At 45.9% G+C, this 21506-nt stretch carries 19 protein-coding genes; 9 read left to right on the top strand and 10 right to left on the bottom strand.

Annotated features, from left to right (window positions below; genetic code table 11):
• Positions 1–80 precede the first annotated feature (80 nt).
• Positions 81–1445, top strand: coding sequence for a hypothetical protein (locus ACKFKH_RS31525; protein WP_446862341.1), 1365 nt, complete (start codon positions 81–83; stop codon positions 1443–1445).
• Between the two features lie 181 nt (positions 1446–1626).
• On the opposite strand, the gene ureE is transcribed toward ACKFKH_RS31525, so the two are convergent.
• The gene (gene ureE / locus ACKFKH_RS31520; protein WP_446862340.1) at positions 1627–2085 is read right to left on the bottom strand and encodes an urease accessory protein UreE; all 459 of its coding nucleotides are present in this window, start codon (positions 2083–2085) and stop codon (positions 1627–1629) included.
• Between the two features lie 103 nt (positions 2086–2188).
• Here ureE and ACKFKH_RS31515 point away from each other — a divergent pair, with 103 nt between their 5' ends.
• Both ACKFKH_RS31515 and ACKFKH_RS31510 read left to right on the top strand, forming a co-directional pair.
• A complete protein-coding gene (locus tag ACKFKH_RS31515) occupies positions 2189–2857 on the top strand; it encodes a TVP38/TMEM64 family protein (RefSeq protein WP_446862339.1) in 669 nt (222 codons plus the stop codon).
• Positions 2850–4385, top strand: a complete 1536-nt coding sequence (locus ACKFKH_RS31510; protein ID WP_446862338.1) for a mercuric reductase — start codon at positions 2850–2852, stop codon at positions 4383–4385. Before ACKFKH_RS31515 ends, ACKFKH_RS31510 begins: the two co-directional genes overlap by 8 nt.
• Here ACKFKH_RS31510 and ACKFKH_RS31505 read toward each other — a convergent pair.
• On the bottom strand, positions 4382–5251 hold the full coding sequence (locus ACKFKH_RS31505; RefSeq protein WP_446862337.1) for a DUF6671 family protein: 870 nt from the start codon (positions 5249–5251) through the stop codon (positions 4382–4384). The two genes, ACKFKH_RS31510 and ACKFKH_RS31505, sit on opposite strands and share 4 nt — an antisense overlap.
• A gap of 138 nt (positions 5252–5389) precedes the next feature.
• Between ACKFKH_RS31505 and ACKFKH_RS31500 the strand changes: the two genes are divergently transcribed.
• Together ACKFKH_RS31500 and ACKFKH_RS31495 are read left to right on the top strand one after the other, a co-directional pair.
• On the top strand, positions 5390–6283 hold the full coding sequence (locus tag ACKFKH_RS31500; RefSeq protein WP_446862336.1) for an MBL fold metallo-hydrolase: 894 nt from the start codon (positions 5390–5392) through the stop codon (positions 6281–6283).
• 56 nt (positions 6284–6339) lie between these two features.
• A complete protein-coding gene (locus tag ACKFKH_RS31495) occupies positions 6340–6756 on the top strand; it encodes a DUF2358 domain-containing protein (RefSeq protein ID WP_446862335.1) in 417 nt (138 codons plus the stop codon).
• Here the strand turns inward: ACKFKH_RS31495 and ACKFKH_RS31490 are convergent.
• The gene (locus tag ACKFKH_RS31490) at positions 6745–6981 is read right to left on the bottom strand and encodes a hypothetical protein (RefSeq protein WP_446862334.1); all 237 of its coding nucleotides are present in this window, start codon (positions 6979–6981) and stop codon (positions 6745–6747) included. The two genes, ACKFKH_RS31495 and ACKFKH_RS31490, sit on opposite strands and share 12 nt — an antisense overlap.
• Positions 6982–7080: 99 nt before the next feature.
• On the opposite strand from ACKFKH_RS31490, the gene ACKFKH_RS31485 reads away from it, so the two are divergent.
• On the top strand, positions 7081–7866 hold the full coding sequence (locus ACKFKH_RS31485; RefSeq protein WP_446862333.1) for an SAM hydrolase/SAM-dependent halogenase family protein: 786 nt from the start codon (positions 7081–7083) through the stop codon (positions 7864–7866).
• Positions 7867–7903: 37 nt separating this feature from the next.
• On the opposite strand, the gene ACKFKH_RS31480 is transcribed toward ACKFKH_RS31485, so the two are convergent.
• The 3 genes from ACKFKH_RS31480 to ACKFKH_RS31470 form a co-directional block, all read right to left on the bottom strand.
• On the bottom strand, positions 7904–8107 hold the full coding sequence (locus ACKFKH_RS31480) for a hypothetical protein (protein WP_446862332.1): 204 nt from the start codon (positions 8105–8107) through the stop codon (positions 7904–7906).
• Between the two features lie 499 nt (positions 8108–8606).
• Positions 8607–9818 carry an AAA family ATPase gene (locus ACKFKH_RS31475; RefSeq protein WP_446862331.1) on the bottom strand — a complete coding sequence of 404 codons (1212 nt, stop codon included), beginning with the start codon at positions 9816–9818 and terminating at the stop codon, positions 8607–8609.
• 301 nt (positions 9819–10119) lie between these two features.
• Positions 10120–10662 carry a cyclic nucleotide-binding domain-containing protein gene (locus tag ACKFKH_RS31470; RefSeq protein WP_446862330.1) on the bottom strand — a complete coding sequence of 181 codons (543 nt, stop codon included), beginning with the start codon at positions 10660–10662 and terminating at the stop codon, positions 10120–10122.
• A gap of 184 nt (positions 10663–10846) precedes the next feature.
• On the opposite strand from ACKFKH_RS31470, the gene ACKFKH_RS31465 reads away from it, so the two are divergent.
• The 3 genes from ACKFKH_RS31465 (at position 10847) to ACKFKH_RS31455 (ending at position 15053) form a co-directional block, all read left to right on the top strand.
• Positions 10847–12535 (top strand): ABC transporter substrate-binding protein, encoded by a 1689-nt coding sequence (locus tag ACKFKH_RS31465; protein ID WP_446862329.1) that lies wholly within the window; start codon positions 10847–10849, stop codon positions 12533–12535.
• A gap of 160 nt (positions 12536–12695) precedes the next feature.
• Positions 12696–13748: a hypothetical protein gene (locus ACKFKH_RS31460; RefSeq protein WP_446862328.1), complete on the top strand. Its 1053-nt coding sequence runs from the start codon at positions 12696–12698 to the stop codon at positions 13746–13748.
• Positions 13749–14012: 264 nt separating this feature from the next.
• On the top strand, positions 14013–15053 hold the full coding sequence (locus tag ACKFKH_RS31455; protein WP_446862327.1) for a serine hydrolase domain-containing protein: 1041 nt from the start codon (positions 14013–14015) through the stop codon (positions 15051–15053).
• A 175-nt stretch (positions 15054–15228) separates the two neighbouring features.
• Here ACKFKH_RS31455 and ACKFKH_RS31450 read toward each other — a convergent pair whose 3' ends face one another.
• From ACKFKH_RS31450 to ACKFKH_RS31435, 4 genes are all read right to left on the bottom strand, one after another.
• Positions 15229–16344, bottom strand: coding sequence for a serine hydrolase domain-containing protein (locus tag ACKFKH_RS31450; RefSeq protein WP_446862326.1), 1116 nt, complete (start codon positions 16342–16344; stop codon positions 15229–15231).
• Positions 16345–16644: 300 nt separating this feature from the next.
• Positions 16645–16866 carry a hypothetical protein gene (locus tag ACKFKH_RS31445; RefSeq protein ID WP_446862325.1) on the bottom strand — a complete coding sequence of 74 codons (222 nt, stop codon included), beginning with the start codon at positions 16864–16866 and terminating at the stop codon, positions 16645–16647.
• 224 nt (positions 16867–17090) lie between these two features.
• Positions 17091–19913, bottom strand: coding sequence for a tetratricopeptide repeat protein (locus tag ACKFKH_RS31440; protein WP_446862324.1), 2823 nt, complete (start codon positions 19911–19913; stop codon positions 17091–17093).
• A gap of 52 nt (positions 19914–19965) precedes the next feature.
• Positions 19966–20268, bottom strand: a complete 303-nt coding sequence (locus tag ACKFKH_RS31435) for a trypco2 family protein (protein ID WP_446862323.1) — start codon at positions 20266–20268, stop codon at positions 19966–19968.
• Positions 20269–21506: the final 1238 nt, after the last annotated feature.

Below are 21506 nucleotides of genomic sequence, written 5' to 3'. Positions count from 1 at the left end.
GGGGGATTTAGGGGGCTGAAGCCGATTGAAACGAAGCGAGTCACTCTCATCGAACCGACGTTCTTTTAACATCTGAACCTATGCCGCGTCTGAACGATCGAGCCTTTAGCCTTTTGCAAGTCGAAATTCAGAACTCTTTTAGCGATTCGGCTCTACAAGTCCAGCGAGAATTAACCCTGAGACGGCTCGAAAGATTTCGGACGCAGGAAGGATCGCCGCTCAGTTGTGACGAAATTCGAGGGGCGATCGTAGACCTTTTACCCGATTTCCCCGAAAAAGTTCTGAAAGCGGCCGCCAAAGCCAATGGTTCACCTAAAACTACAAAACCGTCAGCAAAACCTTCGTCAAAGTCCTTCTCAATTCCGTGGGGCGCGATTAAGCTGTCGTCAGTTGCCCTGCTGCTGATGGCTGGCGGAATTTATGTGGCCAATCTCCCGATCCCGGCGCTGCGGTGGTCTGTGGCGCGATCGATGCCCATTCTCTTAATTCCCAGCTTTATGAGTATGGACAGCCACTATCGAGGCGCGATCAACGCCGTTGAGCAGGCTGACCAATTGATCAATCAGGCGACCGCTCCCGAAGATTTTGAGTTGGGCAGCACCAAAGTAAAGGAAGCACAACAGCATTTGGAGGCGTTACCCGTCTGGTTTGTCGGCTATTATCCGCGTCAATATTGCAGTTTTGTGCAGTGCCGTTGGCGGTTTACGCTGGATGAGTTTCGGTCTGCCAGAGAGAATGTGGCTCGCATGGAGGCGAAATTGTTTCAAGAAGGCAACGCCCGTACGCAACTCGAAGAAAAAGAGCAGGCTCTTGACGAAGCGAAACAGGCTTACAGTCAGGCAAAAGATAATTTGGGTCGTCAGAAAGCGATCGCTCAATGGCAAACGGCGATCGATGCGCTCAAAAAAATTCCTACGCAAACTTTGGCAGGTCGGATGTCACAGGAAACGATTCAGGCGGTCGATCGTGATTTTCAGCAAGTTGTCGGATTCACCGCAGACAACACGCGCACAGGCAACTGGATGCAAGCCGCAAAAGAATTCGCTCAGGCCGCCAGTCAAGGGAAATCACCCAAAAATTTGACCGAGTTGCAGGAAACGAAAGGATTGTGGGAAGAAGCCATCGATCGCCTCGAAAAAATCACCGTAGACGATCCCGATTTTAGAGAAGCCCAAAAGCAACTGGTTGCCTACAAACAATCTCTCAGCGCGGTTGAAATTCAGATGCAGGCGGAGAGAGAGTCTGTACAGGCGTTTCAAGAAGCCCAGCGGCTGAGGCAGACTTTACTTGCGATTACGATGAACGATCCGAATGGACTCGATCGCGGTCGTGCGGCCCGTTCTCTCCAAGAAATCGTTGACGAACTTCAAAAGGTAAAGCAGGGAACTACCGTCTACGCCGAGGCCCAAAACTTGATGAAAGCTGCCGAAAAGCGCCTCAAATAAATTAACGTCAGTTCGATGAACGCTTCGCTTCGCTTTTAGATCCAGGAACGCCCCCTAAATCCCCCACGAGTGAGGGACTTTGAACCAGAACTCCTCTCTTAAAGTCCCCCAAAATTGGGGGGTTGGGGGGCAGAAGCCGTGAACAACGAAGCGAAAAAACTCTCATCGAATTCACGTTAAATTAGTGATGGCTGTGTGACCCGTAAGCACCTGTTTCTGGCTGAAAGGGGGCGATTTCCTCAACGACTTGCAGCCCGCGATGATGAAGTAGATCCTGTAAAACCGAGTCTGGAGAAAGTCGCAAATAGGTTTCGGTAATCTCGATCGCCACATGTCGATTGCCCAAATGATAAGCCGCTTGTAGCAGATCGATCGGATTGCTTGCCGCTACCGTGATCACTGGTTCAGGTTTGGCACAAATTTCAGCGATCTCACCGGACTCAGATTGCAGACGATCGCCATTTCTCAACGTCGTGCCTCTGGGCAGATTGAGATACACCGCTTGACCTGCGTCAGTTTGAAATAGGTGGCGCGATCGCGATCGTTCTTCAGCCGTTAGAGAAAGTCGGTGTTGCACTGCGCCATGATGATGAATTCGCTGAGTAAAGATGAGGGTTGCGCCGCTCGTAGAAGGGATCATGAGAAAAGTCTACTGTTAAGAATAATTTTTTGAAGGGTGAATTGCGGCTGAAGAATCATTCAAGCTAATGTAAATCCAGCCAAGTTAGAACGGCATATTTTTAATGTTTACTCTAGACTTTGTTTCAGTGATTGCTGCGTTGAATATTCAAGAGGGGCTGCAAGAATCATTAACCTGGATTCAAAGTTTGGGCGCTGTGGGTGCAGTTGTATTCATCGGGCTGTACATTCTAGCAACTGTTCTATTCATTCCCGGAACGATTCTCACTTTAGGCGCAGGCGTTGTCTTTGGTGTTGTATTCGGATCAATTTATGTATTCATTGGGGCCACTCTAGGAGGAACAGCGGCGTTTTTGATCGGACGATATCTAGCGCGGGGCTGGGTTTCTCACAAGATTGCAGACAATTCTAAATTTAGAGCGATCGACCAATCCGTGGCGCAATCCGGCTTCAAAATTGTGTTGTTAACTCGCCTATCTCCGATCTTTCCGTTTGTTTTGCTCAATTATGCATTAGGGGTGACACAGGTTTCACTTAAGGATTTCGTGCTGGGGTCGATCGGCATGATTCCCGCGACTGTTTTATATGTTTACATCGGGTCTTTAGCTGCAAATTTAGCCACCCTGGGCACCCCCAATCAGACAGCTCAAACGGCACAATGGATCTTTAGAATCGTCGGGTTGATTGCCACGATCGCCGTAACAGTTTACATTACCCGAATCGCCCAAAAAGCCCTCAACGACAGTGTTTCATCAGGAGAATCCGATGGTTAATCCAGTGACAATCGCCCCAATGGATGTGCATAATCAGCTTTTGATTTCGCAGGTTCACCCCAATGATTGGATCAATCCTGAACCCGTCGATCGCTACGATCTGGTTGTCATCGGTGCGGGAACTGCCGGATTAGTCGTCGCTGCTGGAGCCGCCGGATTAGGATTAGGGCTGAAGGTGGCGATCGTTGAAAAGCATTTGATGGGCGGTGATTGTTTGAATGTGGGCTGTGTGCCGTCCAAAACGATGATTCGCTCTTCTAGAATTGCCGCTGAGATGCGAAATTCTCACCCGTTTGGCATTCATTCATCAGATGTTGAGGTTGATTTTGCGGCTGTGATGGAGCGGGTTAGACGGATTCGAGCCGGGATTAGTGACGTTGATTCTGCCCAACGATTTCAAAAATTGGGGGTCGATGTGTTTTTGGGTGAGGCGCAGTTTGTGGATGGTCAAACGATCGCCGTTGCAGACAAATCGCTTCGCTTCAAAAAGGCAGTGATTGCAACCGGGGCAAGAGCGTCCCAACCAGACATTCCGGGGCTTGCAGAGGCGGGATACCTGACCAATGAAACAGTTTTTTCGCTCACAGAGCGGCCTCGACGGTTGGGAATTATTGGCGGCGGTGCGATCGGCTGTGAGTTTGCCCAAACATTCCAACGACTCGGCTGTGAAGTGGTTTTGTTACATAAGAATGATCACATTCTCGATCGCGAAGATGATGACGCAGCCGAGATCATTCAACGAACATTCATTGAAGAAGGCGTAAAGCTGTTTTTACAATGCACCGTGGAACGAGTTGAGAAAACCTCCGAAGGCAAAGTGATTCACTTTAGGAACGCGAGTGGAAATGATAGCGTCACCGTCGATGAAATTCTAATTGGAGTCGGGCGATCGCCCAATGTCGAAAAATTAAATCTGGAAGAGATCGGCGTTGAGTACGACAAACAAGGCGTGAAAGTCAACGATTATCTACAGACGACGAATCCCAAAATCTACGCTGCGGGAGACATCTGCATGAATTGGAAGTTTACTCACGCCGCCGACGCAGCCGCCCGAATTGTAATCAAAAACACGCTCTTTTCACCCTTTGGTTTGGGGCGTTCTAAATTAAGTAGTCTGGTCATGCCTTGGGCAACTTACACCGATCCAGAAGTCGCGCATGTAGGCATGTATGAGCAAGAGATCCGCGCTAAAGGATTAGAGTTTGACACGATTAAAATTCCGTTTGAGAAGGTCGATCGCGCGATCGCAGACGGCGAAACCGATGGCTTTGTCAAAATTCTGCACAAAAAAGGCTCCGATCAAATTTTGGGAGCTACGATCGTGGCTCGTCATGCGGGTGATTTGATCAGTGAGGTGACACTGGCGATCGTCGGTAAGCGCGGTTTAAATACTTTGTCTGGCGTGATTCATCCTTATCCTACGCAGGCAGAAGCGATCAAAAAAGCAGCCGATGCCTACCGTCGTACTTTGTTAACGCCCAACTCAAAGCGCATTTTGGGATTTCTCACCAAACTGTCCCAAATTTAAGGATTGCAAAAGGGACATTGGGCAGGGTCAGCCGATCGCACCCCTTGAGGAAACAGAATTTCTTCTTGAAAACCACATTTCTGACAACGATAAAGATGAGACAACGTTTGATTTGTAGGCGATCCGCACCAGTCACAGGGTAATCCTGATTTGTGTTCTATTAATTCAAACCCAGGAGTCAAACAGCGTGTGCAAGCATGATTAATCTTCTGTAATAAATCTTGTGTAGCTTGTGTGATCACTTTCATTCGAGTTGGATTGTACATCGCTCTCATATCCGTTTCAAGATGAATTGTGTTCGTGGTTAACGTTGAGAATTTAGCGATCGCTTCCTCTAACTTCTCCAGCGTTGTAATTCCCTTGATCATTTGAGTCGAATTAGCATTCACTTTAGCAATCAGTCCATGTTCAGGAAAGCCAATTTTGAGTGCAAATTCTTTGGCTTCGTCGAAACAGGTCACCGATCGTTGACTAAAATTTGTCTCCATCGAAATCGCTTCCCCCACAATTTCTAAATCATTGGCGCGATCAATCAGCATCACCAATTCTCGATCGCAGGGCAAAATCGGCACCGCAGGATGAGGCGCAAAACTGCCTTCGCTGGCGATTGCCAAGTCCATTTTCATCAATTCCATTGCCGCGATCGCTTTTTGTCTAGCCGCTTCTCGCTGATCGCCCACCCGTTTCACCTCACGAGTAAACGTCCCAAACACATCAGTATCAAACGTTTGCGGCACGACGATTTGTATCCCCAACCCCGGTTCTAGAATGGGAGCGATCGCCCATTCCTTGTGATGCATCGTCGCCAAAACTGCCATCCGCCCTGCAAACATCATCCACACCTGACGAAAATTTCCTGCTCCCATTCTCCCAAATTCACAACTCTCAACAGAAACTTTTCCACAAACCATACTCGTTATGACTATGATCTAGATCAGTTTCCTCCTTCCTCCCTCCTCCCTCCTCCCTTCTTTCCTCTCACTCCTCACCCCCCACTTCCCCCAATGGCTCACCTCACCCAACGCCGACCCGAAAATGTAGACGGTGATTTTTACGTCGATCGCACCTGCATCGACTGTGACACTTGCCGCTGGATGGCTCCCGAAATTTTTAGCCGCGAGTCGAGCATGTCTGCCGTTTATCATCAGCCCCAAAACGAGACCGAACGGCTTCGTGCAATGCAGGCGTTATTGTCCTGTCCGACGGCTTCGATCGGTACCGTTGAAAAACCCAAAGATATCAAATTCGCCCAGCAAAGTTTTCCGATTTTGATTGCTGAAAATGTTTTTCACTGCGGCTATCATGCTGAGAATTCTTTTGGGGCTGCGAGTTACTTGATCCAGCGATCGGACGGCAATATCCTAATAGATTCACCGCGTTTTTCTCCCCCATTGGTAAAGCAAATTGAAGAAATGGGCGGTATTCGTTATCTGTATTTGACCCATCGAGATGATGTGGCTGATCACCAAAAGTTTCACGATCATTTTGGGTGCGATCGTCTTCTCCACGCTGATGAAATTAATCGCAGTACTGAAAGCGTAGAAATCAAACTGACCGGATCTGATCCCTTTCAATTAGATTCAGAACTGTTGATTATTCCCGTTCCAGGACATACGAAAGGTCACACTGTTTTACTGTATCAAAATCGATTTCTGTTTACCGGAGATCATCTTGCGTGGTCTGATCGACTAAAGCAATTGATTGGCTTTCGAGAAGCCTGTTGGTACTCTTGGGATGAGTTGAAGCGATCGATGCAAGCTCTCTCTCATTACTCGTTTGAATGGGTGCTTCCCGGTCACGGGCGACGATATCAGGCTGACGCAAAAACAATGCACCAGGAAATGCAAAAATGTCTTGCCTGGATGGGGTTAAATGTTGACAGTGGGGAATGGGATTAAAGAAGGGATGAGGGATGAGGGATAAGGGATGAAGGATGAGGGATGAGGGATGAGGAATGAATCAAATTATTCAAACACTTGAACAAGACTTGCCAACCTTGTTTGAGAAAGACATTCGGTACGACATTTACACTCAAGATATCTTCTTCAAAGATCCGGTAAATACCTTTAAGGGAAAGTTTAATTACCGAATCATTTTCTGGACGCTGCGATTCCACGGTCGGCTGTTTTTTACACAGCTTTTCTTTGACCTGCACAAGGTTTCTCAAATTGATGAATTGACGATTTTGGCAGAGTGGACGGTGCGCGGAACGTTGAGAGTTCCCTGGAAAGGACACGTCTTTTTTAACGGCACTTCAACCTACAGACTCACGCCAGAAGGGTTGATTTACAGTCACCTGGATCAATGGGATCGATCGCCACAAGCCATTCTCAAACAGTTTTTTCAAAAAGCTGAAGATTCAAGAATCTGAGGTAATTTGATCTTTTGAATTTGCCAATCTAAGTTGATGATTGTGGCTGTCAAACATCAGACAAAGCCCAAAATTCACTAACACTAAACTTAAGGTGCCAATCCAAAACCAGCCGTCACCGTTGATTTTATGAATCAGCGCCTCACCAAACACACTCAAACCAGCGCCGATCGCCAACAATCCACTCACCCCTTTCACCAACCACAAAACTTTTTCTCGCTGCATTGCTAAATCCTCTCATCGCGTAGCGAATTCTACCATTCAGGGCAGACTTCCTTTCGATAAAAGTCCGAGTATATTGGGCCTGAGGTTTTGGAGCAGCACATGTTTATCTCTCTGATTGCAGACTACGGGACGGGCGATCCGGCTTTTTCTGAAGTGACTCAGCGCCTGTTGATGGGCATTCCCAACGCACAAATTCAGCTTCTCTCAGTGCCGCCGTTTAGCACTTTGGCTACCGGATTTTGGATCGCGCAGTTGGGGTTGAATCCAGGGCCCGCCGATCGCTTGGTCTACCACAATTGTGCGCCTCGCAAAGATGACCTGGAAGCTCGCCAAAACAACGAAGGAGAAGGCTTGACTTATGCGTTGCTGCCCAATGGCGTGAAGGTGGTCGGCGTGAATGCAGGCTATACGCTTTCGTTTATCAAGCCCTACGCCAAACAGTTGCAGATGATTAATGTGTCGCGGGGCGGTTCGCAGTTTCGATCGCGAGATGTCTTTCCCCCGGCGGCGGCGGCGATCGCAAACAATGATTTCAGCTTATTGGGCGAGTTGTTGAATTTGGATCAGATTGCAGATGCACCGAGCGATCGGGTCGCCTGGATCGATGGCTATGGCAATATCAAAACGACGATTCCCTCTCACACGGTCAAGCTTGCACCAGAGGCAAAAGTGGTGATTCGGATTGGGGATGTGGTCAGCGATGCGATTTATTCAGACGGCAGTTTTCGAGTCCCCGAAGGAACGCTGGCCTTCTCTCCGGGCAGTTCTGGTTGGACGGTGGACGGTCAAGAAGTGCGCTGGATGGAGCTATTTTTGCGCGGCGGCAACGCCTGGGAGCGATTTGGCAAACCTCGGATCAATCAACCCGTGATGCAATTGGGGTAAGCAAAATGAATGTCACGGCTAAAACTGACTTGCATCTCTAATCTTCTATCAGTTGCTTTAATTCATTAATGTTTGAGGAAAACTTCAATTCACCATTCTGTTCGACTATGGTCGTCTGGTAGTTTTGGTGTAATTCTTCCCGTCGCTCTTCTCTCAGATATTGAGCTAAGAGAGTTTGAATCTCTTGTTTTTCTTCAAATGAGAGGACTTTGATTGCTTCCACCACGGCGCTAAAGCTCATAATTCGCCAGATATCCTTTAGTCCTCCATGCCATCAATCTAACATGTCAAGAAAGGTACGATCGTCACCAAGCGATCGACCTCAATTTCTCGAAAACTCAAAACTAGCGTTCCACTAACAACTACAGTTTGAACATTGAAATATTAATAGATGAATTTGCGATCGTGTCTCCACTAATAATTGAAGCTGTATCGTCGAACGCTTTAAACTTGTCTTCTGGTATGGACAAACCATCCTCTAAGGCAGCAATATAACCTACGATCGCTTCTCTAATATTGAATAGCGCTTCTTCTTTTTCCCTGGCTGATACATCCTTTCAAGCTTGGACATTCTACAATCCAAATTCCATCTGCGTCTCTGTACAAAATTACTTGTCTCACATTTTGATTCAAATTAATTGATTAACCCGCATCTATGTTCACAAATAAATTACATCCCAATTGTGCCCTCATTAATTACTGGTAGAACAATCCTTCTAGCATCGGTTCGACTAGATTTCTTAGACAAAGCGGTGAATAAACTCGCAAATCAGATCGACTCGACCTTTGCGTAAGACTGCGGAATCGAGACGTTCAGTAGTATTGCAGGTCATCAAAACGACTAACTTCTGTTCTAGTTCAGAATGCAGATTGGAGCCGACACTAATCACACTTTGATATAACGTGCCATCTAATAAACTCAGAATGTGTTCGGTTTTGCTGCTGCTTTGGGCGATTTCGGTAGAACGATCGTGCGCCAGATTATCCGCTTCATTGATAATCAGACAGATCCGTTCGAGATAAGACGGGGGCACAAAATTTTCTACCGCATCGTGATCGAGAATGAAAATCACATAGCCTAATGGCACGAGAACTTCTTTGGCGATCGCCTGCGTCCACGCAGTTTTTCCCGTTCCTGGATCGCCATGCACCACAACGGCCAAGCGTCCCTGCTCAATCACCGCCTGCTGAACGGCATCCGTAAAGCTCTGCACTTCTGCCGGAAAGCTGCGAATCGGATACTGAGCGTGAATTTTTCCGACACGGCTTTGATACCCACTCAACATGACGGCTAATCCGTAGGTGGCTTTGCTGATTAGAGGGGTTAAATCCTTAGCCATTAGCGTGTAGAAGCGACGACCCCGATCGAGATAGTCAATCTGCAACCAAACTTCATGTGCTGCCCAGTAAGAATAGGCACTGGTAATCACATCTAGCCGCTCCCAACTGACAAACCGATCGGGCGGAAGATAAAAGTAGCGATCGAGATAATATTGCGTCACCAGATCGGGACGACCCAGAAATTCGAGAATTTGGCGAATGGTGGTTTCTTGAAGACGATTGAGAACGAAGTCGATCGGGATACTATTGCGGCTCACAACCTGACGCACGGGCATTTCAACCGTCAGCGCATCGGAGTAGCGGTAATCAGGCGCAGGCGGATCGGGCGTAATGTAGTTCCAAAATTCGTCTAGATCATAGCGATTGTTTTGAGAGAATAAGCTCGTCAGATTGGCCCACCAGGCATAGTTGGTGCGTCCCAGCGTATCGGCGGCGTTGCTGACAATTCCCATGATCCGACGATTCAATTCTGACGTGTCGTTGGCGAGTAGCTGCGTGATGTGGCTCCAGTCAAACTCGCGATACAACGGCCGCCAACCCGACGCAAGTAGCCCTTGCCCTTTGAGCTTGTTTTGGTCATTGCCGAAGTTGAAAAAGTCAGGTTGAGTCATGAGAAGTAGGGAGGAGGGAGGAGGGAGGAGGGATGAAAGTATTGATCAGTTACTTCATCCGGTTCCAGTCATGCACACCAGTCATGCACAATACATTAGCGTAAATTTGATGAATGCCTTCGCTGTGGTTGCAGATTCAGGGTGCCTCCTAAATTCCCTATCAATCAAGGACTTTGAACCGTAATTCTTCTCTGAAAGTCTCCCAGGATGGGAAGTTGGGGGTCAGAAGCACCAAGCAACGTCGCGAAAAATTTCATCGAATCGACGTTACATTACGTATACTACAACTATACTACATTCACTAGTAGCCTCGCAAGCGTCTGAGGAGAAATTCAAATCGGCTGCGGGCGAGGGGGAGATGTTCGACAACGGAGGGGCTGAGATCATTGACGAGACTCTCTACCACCTCAGTGGGAAGCTCTTTGCCATAGCCTAACAAACCCACCGTATTGCGGAGGCGATCGGACAGCGACAAGGCGATCGCTCGATAAAATCGGGAAGCAAACCCCGTATCGTCTGTTAATTTATTCATCAATCGCTGACGGGGCACCGATAAGACCAGCGTTTCCTCAGTCGCGGTGACAGTGGCCGACGGCGGCCGAGTATCGACAAATGAGATTTCGCCAACCACTTCGCCACTGGTGAGATGGGCGATTTTTTTACCCGCAAGGGCTTCGATCGACACCGTGAGTGATCCGGTTAAAACAATATACACCGCGTCTACTGACTTCCCTTCTTGAATCAGGACGGTTCCCGCTGCTAATTCTTCTCGACGGCCGACATAAAGCAGCCAATCTACATCAGCATCCGTTAACACCCCCAAAATAAACAAAATCTTTTTCATAGCGCTGCAAAATGGGGTGAAAAATGCTCAAACTAGCAAAGATCAAAGCATCTGTTTCATTGTAGAAACGGGCGATCGTTTTGTGGAATAACGGATGATCTCTTCAAGCTACTTACAGAGTCCGCCACTCAAAGTCAACGTTTACCGACATACTATTTTCATGAGTTTTGAAGGACGAGAGGCCATGGAGAAGCAACACTCTGTAAAACGAATTTTTGCACAAAAACGAAATACTTGGAGAATTGGATTTTTGGCGGCGTTGTTTGCGATCGCGTTTACGCTCTCTAATTGCAGCAATGCGTCTAATCAAAATAGTTCGACGACCGCTGGAACTAGCTCCCCTTCTCAAGCTGGCGTGTTGGTTTATGGTTCGGTGGGGCAGCCTGTCAATTTAGAATCAGGCAACATTACAGACGGCAATTCGGTGGTGGTGCAAAATCAAATTTATAACCGTTTGATCGGCTTTAAACCGGGAAGCACCGATCTGGAACCCAGTTTAGCGACCTCCTGGACAGTTTCAGCGGATGGTAAAACCTGGACATTCAAGCTGCGATCGGGCGTTAAGTTTCATGATGGCACTGAGTTTGATGCAAGTGCGGTTAAATTTAACGTCGATCGCTGGTGGGACAAAAACGATCCATTTGGCTATCGCAATGCAGGCAAAACCTATGAGATTTGGGATCAAACCTTTGGTGGCTCAAAAGGCGAGTCGGCATCTTTGCTGCAATCTATTACGGTGCCCGACAAATCCACGATTCAGTTTGGGTTAAAGCAACCGTTTGCGGCCTTTCCGAGCGCGATCGCCTCTGGGTTTTTTGGCATTGCTAGCCCAACTGCAATCAAGAAAGCGGCTGCAAATTATGGAACGCCTGCGGGTGGAGCAGTGGGCACCGGAGCCTTTGTGTTTAAGGAATGGCGATCGGGCGATCGCATTGTTCTCGAAAAAAATCCCAATTACTGGAAGCCAGATCTGCCCAAAAGCAATCAATTGGTAATGCGATTTGTCACCGATCCGGCCGCCCGATTGGCCCAGCTACGCGCCGGACAGCTTGATTTCACCGTCGATCTGGCACCCGATCAAAAGGCAGAAGTCGATCGCGATTCCAACATCACCGCCACGTCGCGCCCTTCGTTTAATGTGGGATATTTGGCGTTAAATCCCAGCTATAAACCTTTGTCTGATGTGCGAGTTCGGCAGGCGATCGCTCATGCGATTAACCAACAGGCGATCGTCAAAGCGTTTTGGGGCGACCTTGCCGAAAATAGTCCCAATTTCATTCCGTCTACGCTGTCCTGGGCACAGGCACCTGACCTCAAGCCTTACGAGTTTAGTCCCCAAAAAGCCAAGGAATTGTTGACTCAGGCGGGCTTTCCCAACGGTTTTGACTTAGAGCTTTGGTATATGCCCGTTTCGCGTCCCTACTTTCCGACTCCCAAACCGATCGCCGAAGCTTTTTCCGCAGATCTCAGCGCTGTGGGCATTCGCGTCTCGCTCAAGACCAAAGATTGGACTGCTTATCTTGCCGATCGCCTCAAGCCCCCCGGATTTCAGTCCTTTATGCTGGGCTGGACGGGCGACTACGGCGACCCAGACACCTTCTACTATCCGCTGTTTGGCGCAGGCAGCACAAAAGATCTGGGCAACTGGAAAAACGACAAACTTCAACAACTCCTCGATCAAGGCAGAGCCACTGCCGATCAAACCGCCCGATCGAAAATCTATGCCGAAGTCGATCGCATTCTGCATCGAGAAGTTTTGAGGTTACCGATCGTGCATTCAAAACCATTGTTAGTGCAGCGCAAAACGATTAACGGTTGGGTTCCCAGTCCGCTTGGCACCGAGCCATTTGAAGGAATTGAGAAGCGATCGTAAAACTATTGCCGATCGCCTGACCCGAAGTAACCCAAAGCAACTCTCTCCCTGACGACCTATTGGCAATGGTGACCGTACCTCGAAGGTGTCGGTTTTTACCCATAGGGATTCTATATTTTGCGTCTACGGTAGAAAGAGCAACCCAACACTCCATCCGTAGATGTTTAAGCAAAAACTAATAGATGTGGTTCTCAACAGTCTGATTCCGTCATTGACTCAAAATGTTTCAATCGCTGCTCAATCTGCACGAGATGGTGCCCAAACAATGTTGAGCCAAGGTGCAGGGTTAGTGACCAAAGCAGGTGATATCAGTCGAAACCCTCAAGCATTCGGTTTTGCATTTGAGCATCTTCAAGCGATCGGGTTTAATATCAATGCTGCACTGAGGCAATCTGCTGCTCGTGCTTATCAAATTCCTGCTGATGGGAGTACAAAGTTTAGCCCTGATCTTTATATTGAACTGACAGGAAAGGTCGTTGCTGAAATTCAAGCAAAGGCTGGATCTAGAAGCTATGTTCAGCAACACGCTAACCTTGGACACTACGCTGGAGAAATTCTGACGAATACTGAAAATGCAGGAATCGTAGGGACAACCGATCGACTTCGGGTTGATGGAGTTGAGAGCATTCCAGTCAGTCGAGGATTTGCAGAATGGGTTGCTGAAAATCCCTACTTTGCTGCCAGCTTGATTTATGCATCTGCAACAACAGGTGAGATTGTACTTTCTGGAGTCGAAGGCGCAGTCGTCCAAACTGAAATAGAAGTTTTATTACAGTCTATTAAAGTTGTGGGTGCCTATTGTCGAGGTGAGCAAGCACTCGCTCAGGAAGAAGCCTATAAAATTGCCAAGATCGCAACTGAAAGCCTGAAAGATGGCTTTATCAGAGGAGTTGCGATTAAGATTCTTCAACGAGTTACGAAAAGTAAGGCTTTTGCATCATTGGGATTCACGGTTGGCAGCACTGCTATTCCAGTCGCTATCCAAGTGTTGCGGAATGAACTGACTTTGCAAGATGCGATCGAGCAAGTTGGTCACCAAGCTTTTACCGCAGCAGTCATTACTCCAATTCTTCTCCTATTTCCACCGATTGGGACTGCTTTTATCAGTGCTAAGGTGCTTCAGGCAATTTGGGCGGAAATTTCACCAGAGTGGAAAGCAAGTTTGCACCAGTCACTCAAAACTACAATCACAGATAACTTGTTCTTGGTGTAGACAGAAAGATAGTACGGGTAACGGCCTGTACGAAAAACAAATCTAAATATAGAACCCGTTTGAGATTTACTGTTGAAATACAGGGCAAGCAGCAAGAACAGAATGAGAATGTTGTGGTTCTTTAGTTCTAGAGCTTTTCTTGCCAGATCATATTTGAGTGCTTAATCAGCAGAAGTCCGCTAGAGTTGGGGCAATAATAGGCAGATTAACATGTATTGAACTACAATCAATAGAGAAAAAACTCTACCGATGAGGCTCGTCCTTATGGTAATTCACATCGTAGAACTTGAGCGCGCGATCGCCAAACAGCATGAAAAATCACCGTTCTCTGGTGTAATTTGGGTCAAAGAGAAAAGCAAAATTGTTTTTTCTAAAAGTTATGGCTTCGCAAATCGCGCTGAAGCGATACCCAACACCCTTAATACCCGGTTTGCCACAGCCTCTGGCACCAAAACATTTACCAGTGCCGCGATATGCCAACTGGTCGAGAAAAATCTACTCACATTTGATACCCTTCTCAAAGATTGTTTGAATATTCCCTTTCCCACCTTCGACCCAGCGATTTCAGTTCATCATTTGCTAACCCATAGCTCAGGTATTCCAGACTACTTTGATGAGGCAGTGATGGACGACTATGAGGATCTGTGGAAAGAGCGACCGATGTACAGTGTTTGTACTTTGAAAGACTTTTTGCCAATGTTTCAAGATCAGGCGATGGTATTTGCCCCAGGAGAAAGATTCTCTTACAACAATGCGGGATACATCCTATTAGGGTTAATTATTGAACAGGTTAGCAAATTGAGTTTCCAGGAGTACGTCGAAGCTAATATATTTGCTATTTGCAATATGACAGATAGCGGTTTTTTCTCAATGGATTGTCTGCCACCCTGCACTGCCTATGGTTATATCCAAAAGTCTGATCAAGAATGGCGAACTAATATCTATGCTCTGCCTGTTATCGGTGGCTCAGATGGTGGAGCCTTCACAACGGTTGGAGATATGGAGAAATTTTGGCAGGTGTTGATGACCCATCAACTTTTATCTGAAGCGATACTCAAGCAAATGCTAACTCCGCACATTCCAACCGGAGAGCAAAGTAGCAGTGAAGCAAATTTTTACTACGGATATGGCATATGGATAGCGAAGCAAGAAGATGTGTTGTCTTATCATATGTTCGGTGGTGACCCTGGAGTCTCTTTTTATTCAGGAATGTATGCGGATCTGGACATTCAAATAACTCTTATGGGGAACATCGTTAATCCATTTGATGATATGCGTAATTGCGTTATGGCTTTTCTTAATTAATGGAAAAGTGCGATCGCCTATCTTCCATAAGTTGAGTTTGTAAAACCCAATCTCCAAATAACCTGTCACAAGTAACCATCGAAGCAGCCTAACATTCCCAATCACCCGACGCAGACAACCTCAACTGCAAACGGGGCACCTCGCGATCAGTGTGTATTGGTGTTGTTAGCTGGCGCTACTGCAAAGATAGTTCTATTAATATTCTAATTGCCATTTCATCGACGGAACTATCATTTGCAAAGGCATCCCCATAGTTTGAGAGAATCACGATTCCGGTTTGCTTTGCTCTGTCAAAACCAATGAAGCTAACGTAACCGCCTGTACCACCATTATGCCAATGTACCACTTGCCCATTGGGTAGAGTCAAAATATGCCAAGCCAAACCGATACTAAGAGTATTACCCATTTCAAAGTAGCGTTCTTGCGATCGCGCTAAAATAGCTGCTCTTTGAGGATCGGACTCACAAAGATGAGCTTGCAAGAACATCACCAAATCTTCAGCGGTTGAGCGAAATGCTCCCGCAGGAGCCATCACATCAAAACCCCAGTTTGAGGTTAGCGTTCCATCGGGGGAATGACCTGATGTAAAGCGTGACTGCTGTTCTGGTGTGAGATGAATTGTCGTATTAGTCATGCCAAGCGGTTGACAAATAATTCCTTTCACCAAATCCTCGTAAGGTTGAGATGTTTTTAGACTCAATAAATGTCCTAATAAGCCCATGCCAAAGTTGGAGTATTCATAGCGTTGACCGGGTTCACTGAGCAGCGTCAAACCGACCAATGCTGCATACATCTCCGACGCTGCGTAGCCGAGATAAGGATTGGTTGGATCTTTTATATTGGTCAGGAAACTGTCGGGTAGTTTGGGTAGTCCAGAGGTATGAGTTGCTAAGTGGCGCAATGTAATGGATTGAACAGAAGTAGGCAACTGGCTAACGACCTCTTCGGGAAGATAAAGCTGAATGAGATCGTCTAAAGCAACCGTTCCCCCATGCACCAATGCAGCGAGAACTGTCCCTGTAAAAACCTTGGTGACGGAGCCGATTTCATAAATTGTTTGATCATTAGGAAGGGAACAACTGTGATCACTAACTTGACCCAATCCTTTTGTATAATGATGCCCTTGCTGAATTACTCCAATTGTTAAAGCAACCTTTTCTCTTTTGCTCGCGTAATCATTCGTGATTTGATTAATTTTATTTTCTAAATTTTGACTATCCATAATCATTAAGTTGGGCTTAATTTTGACTTGAGCGATCGCTGTTGAGTCATAGGTCAAAGCAATACGCACAATTATGAGTGATAAGCTAACGTTCCTATTGAGCGACTGTCAGCAGCCTTTGCAATGCAACCAAGATTTCTATTCAGTCCACTTTAATAGAGTTGTTAGCCCAATGTAACCAACAGTTACAAAGCCTGCTGGAGTAAAAATTAACCTGCTTCTGCTAATGGGCAAACGGACAAGACTTCATCGGGGCGCAAAACTTCTACACTAGACAAGTTCCTCCCGCCAATATTGACTTGAATCAACCAAGTGTAACTTTGTCCAAATCATTCAAAACTTTTTCTCTTAACCTACAAGTAAGCACAATTAAAGTTTTTCTAGAAGGACAGCAATCCAACCAGAACCATGTGGATTGACAGAATCACCAGCACCTCCACCTCCTGCACCTGTGATTGATTTAATTTCCCAACCAGCAGCAAGATAGTCCTCTAAATGTTCCTGTACAGTACCGTGGCTTTGCTCCGGTGAACGCTTCCCTGGTATCCGATAGCCTTCTCGGTCTAGATAAATCGTGACTAACTTCTGCATAGATGATTCCCTCCACCACGGTTGCTTCTGTTACGAACGTCAACAAATAATTCATTAGTTGCTCCCACAGAGAACTTAGGGGCTAACGGCAAAGGTCAGCGGCGGCAGACAAACTTGAATTCACCACCAGCGGCTTTCGACCGTCCGCTGCATTTGAATTGTTAGCCTGCGCCTTTATCAGTACAATTCTAATCATCTTAAAGTTGATTCAAAATCTAGGTTTTTTATTTGCTTCGATTTAATAATCTCCTAATCGGCTCGGAGTCTAATAAGCTATAAAAGCCCTTGAAAATTTTATCTATATTAGGGTTCCATACATCGATAGGGACTCCCAATTCAAGTTCAATTTTCTTTGCTGCAAGTAACCCCTCGATACTTTCGATACTCCAATTCCAGTTGCCGGTTTTCCAATTATGTACAGCTTTTGCTGCTCCCAAGAATCTTAAACAAATTGCTTCATTTCGGCGATCTCCAATTTGCTCAAAAACATCTCGTGCCGCTTGAAGGTTATTCAACGCTTTTAGAAAGTCACGTTGCTTGAAGTAAATGATTCCCAAATCACATAAAGCAGTAGCCTTGATATGTCGAAGGCTAAATTTTTCAGCAATACTTAATGCCTGTTCATATTGATGAACAGCCTTCGTAAAATCTTTTTGAGGATTGTCAGGACGATAATAAATATTACCTAAACTTTTCAAGAGACGTGATTCACCTTCAATATCTTTGGTCTGCCTACAAATTTTCAATGCTTCTTCATAAGCTTCAATTGCTAATCTATACTGCTTTGAATGATCATAAGCAAGGGCTAAATTTCCAAGGACATTACTTAAAAAGTGTAAGTCACTAGATTGTCTAGCAATTTCCAATGCTTGTTTTGAGAAGCCAATTGCTAATCGAGGCTTTCCTTGCATAGTGTGAATCGCACTGATTCTATCCAGAGTAGAAGCTTTACCTAAGTCATAATCGCCTTCCTGTGAAAGCTCTAATGCTTTTTCAGCCGCATCCAACGCTTGCTGATATTTTCCTTGTACAAGATAGGCTGCACTCAAATTGGAGCAACATCCTGCAAGTAGTAATGGATCACTAATAGGTTGAGACTCTAAATCCTCCATGATTATTTCGTAATACTCCCGTACAACATCAAAATATCCGCGAGACTTTAGCCAGTCAAAATTCTTATTTAACATTCTTGCCGCATGTTCAGCCTGCCCAGCTTTACAACCATGATAAAGAATTTCAAATAATTCTAGAGCTTCTTCCTCTTTAAGATGCTTCCTTCTTTTAGATTCATTATCATAATATTCAATCGCTCGTTCATGAGCTTCAATAATATCTCCTTCTTGCTCTAAAAGAAGTTTTATATATCGCTGAATAAGTGGCTGAAATTTAAACAGAGACTTTCCATCGCTTTTTTGTTGTATTAAAAGAGAGCGTTGAACAAACTCACTTTTTATCATACTTTCTTTAATATCATGAGATGCCATTACCTTTGCCATCTTGGTGCTGAATGGGCGACGATAAACACTAAGATTCATCAGTAATGCTTGCATTGGTTGACTTAAGTGACGAAAACTTTCTGATAAGACTTTGCCTACGCTCGCTTGAGGATCGCCGCGATGGGAACCAACAATCTTTTCAAATAGCGTTACTTGATTTTCATTCAAGGTGTGAATTTCAATCTTCTTCCCATCTGCCTCCAAACTTTTAATCCACTGAGCAGTAAGAGTGAGCAATAATGGATGCCCTTCGGCTGTCTCAACAAACCTCTTGAGTTGAGTTTCTTCGCCCCGAATTCCTAAACTCTCCAGAAGTGTAATGCCTGACTCAATCGGTAAGCCTGGAAGCTCTAGCCAATGACATCTGTGTTCAAACTGTAATTCTATGCGTTCCCGGCTGGTAATTAAAATTGTGCTATTTCGCCCTTTTGCCAACCACTTTTGAAAAAAACTCTGGTATGGCTGCCACAATGAAGTTCCTACTAGGGTTTCTAGATTATCCATAACCAGCAAATATTGCCCCTTCGCTAGTCGATTTACTAGTTCAGTTGCTAGTTCTTCATCTGTATTGCTTTGATATATTTCGTCTCTTGCTATTTTTCGCAGCAACCATAGTCCAAATGTATTAAAACTATAAGGTTCCTGAAAATTAGCCCAAAGTTTATCCTGTAATCCTTTTACTTGCTCAAACAGATGAGCAACCAGCGAAGATTTGCCGTATCCCCCGGCTGCAACCACACCAACTAACCTTACTTGCTTATCTGATAGCCACTGAAGGATTTTATTTTCTTGAGAGCGATTTTGCCAACTTCCAATTGGTGGTGGAAGAGTTTCATCAATGATGGGATTTACAATAATGGAGTTTACTTTGTTAATATCATCGATACTCTCAAGCGGCAGCGAAAGGTTTCGATCTCCAAGTACCAACTCACAAAAGTTTGGATCTTCAGCTATGACTGAAATGGGTGTCGCCCATAAAGCCTGCTCAGCAAAAGACTTGTTAGTTTCAACAATGACACCGACTAGAAAATTATCAACAAATAAGGCAGTTCCGCTAATTCCTTTCCATTCATCGGCTTGCTTTGGTATCGGGGATGTAACTTGCAGTCGAAGTTGCCCCTCTTTCATTGCGGCAAGCCGACTCAAATTTCCTCTAAGTGGTTCAGGATTATTACGGTTTTCAATCTTCTGAACAACAGGAAAGCCAGTTCCTTTTGCGATTAAAGTTTCGAGAGGTAATTTACCAAAGCGAGTAGCAGGAGAATCTTGGGATGATAAGAAAGCTGGTTTCCCCTTTACTAGCTTGAGAAGAGCAAGATCTAGTTCTTTACTATCCCAACATAAATAACATCCCTTCTCAATCCACTTTACTTTTCCCTGTTCGTAATCTCCAATAAAACGGATATCATAATCCGTTTGGAGAACCCCATTTTCATTGATTGGAGCAATGATGTGGTGGGCTGTCAGAATAAGATCTTCTGTAATTAAATAGCCAGTTCCACCTGATTTTTGCTTCTGGTTATGTAATTCTGCAACTCGTCGCTCGTCCATAGTTGTACATTCATAAAATTTAAATGAGGGCTATAAAAAACTTCTTAAGCAGCTAGTCAGGTCTATCTAGCTCAGAACTGGAGACTCGAATTGGTTGACCGCTTGCATCAACAGCTTTCAATGTGAGTTTGAGCTTATGCTTAGTAGCATCTTTGACTTTAGAATCCACACCACCGCCAAAGATATACCAGTTAATTTTTCCAGAAACACCCGATTCACCTTCTGCAATTACTTCCAATTCGAGTTCAATTGATTGAAGGTCAAATTGCAGACTTTGATTTTTGCCTTTTTCCTGGGCGAGTCTGAGTTCTTCCCGGAGGTTCTCGATCGCATCACTCAGCTTGATTAACCCCATAAAGCTCCTTACTTTGTGTTGTACTCATATATTGTCTTATCTTAAGGCACCCCTATTAATATGCTTCATTCAACCTTGACTACTCATAGACCAGTTGGCGGTTTTGGACTCCAGGAACCCAGCAGGCTAACGACCAAATTGAGCGGCGCACGACATGACCCAAACGCTAGACGAACCCGCCCCACTCGACCGCTCCAATGACTTGTTGGGGAGCTTCTTCGCGCTGAACCAGAAATCTTTCGCGCAATACGACGAAGAATGTTGGCGATAACACGATCGACGAACCCACTAACAACCTAGCAAACCAAACGCGAAACTCTCGAACCAACGAGTTGAACGAGAGAAACCTGCATCTTTGCGCTCACGGCGAGAGGCTGCCCAACGACACAAGTGAGCGGCGACCAATTGAACCGAAACGCAGACGAGCAGACCCGGAACGACCGCTCCACTGGCTTGTTAGCCTGCTTCTTCGCGCTTGATGAGATGACTCAATGCGCCGTCGCACCCAACGATCGCAACGCAGCCCATCAAACGCGAGACTTGAACTAGTGCAAACAGAACGCGAAACGATGAAACACATGCGATCGCCGAAAGAAACGAAACACTTAGCGCACCCCCGCGAGCGGCGGGATAACGACACAAGTGAGCGGCGACCAATTGAACCGAAACGCAGACGAGCAGACCCGGAACGACCGCTCCACTGGCTTGTTAGCCTGCTTCTTCGCGCTTGATGAGATGACTCAATGCGCCGTCGCACCCAACGATCGCAACGCAGCCCATCAAACGCGAGACTTGAACTAGTGCAAACAGAACGCGAAACGATGAAACACATGCGATCGCCGAAAGAAACGAAACACTTAGCGCACCCCCGCGAGCGGCGGGATAACTTGTGTTTAGACTGATCTGATCGATTTAACCTCCCTGATTCGGGTGATTAGACTGAAAATTGTCTGGCTAACCCTCCCAAGGGGGCGATTAGGCTGAAAAACTTTCGGATAACTCCTCAAATCTGAGATTAGGACAGACAAGATTCTGTATAACACCCCGAAATTGGGAAGTTAGGCAGAATTACGCTTGCCTCAACATAATATCTTCGGGCTAGGAAATAATTCGATAACTTCAAGAAATCTTTGTAGTTGGCACGGTGATATTTAGTACGTTAATACTATCTAACTTCTCCGGGACTCCTTTATGGAACCGCGCCCCTAAAAAACTGCTTGACCAAGTTCGTGATGCCA

The organism is Phormidesmis sp. 146-20 (assembly GCF_052939475.1).
The sequence above is the reverse complement of the archived record's forward strand: the minus strand, read 5'-3'. Positions and strand labels throughout refer to the sequence as shown.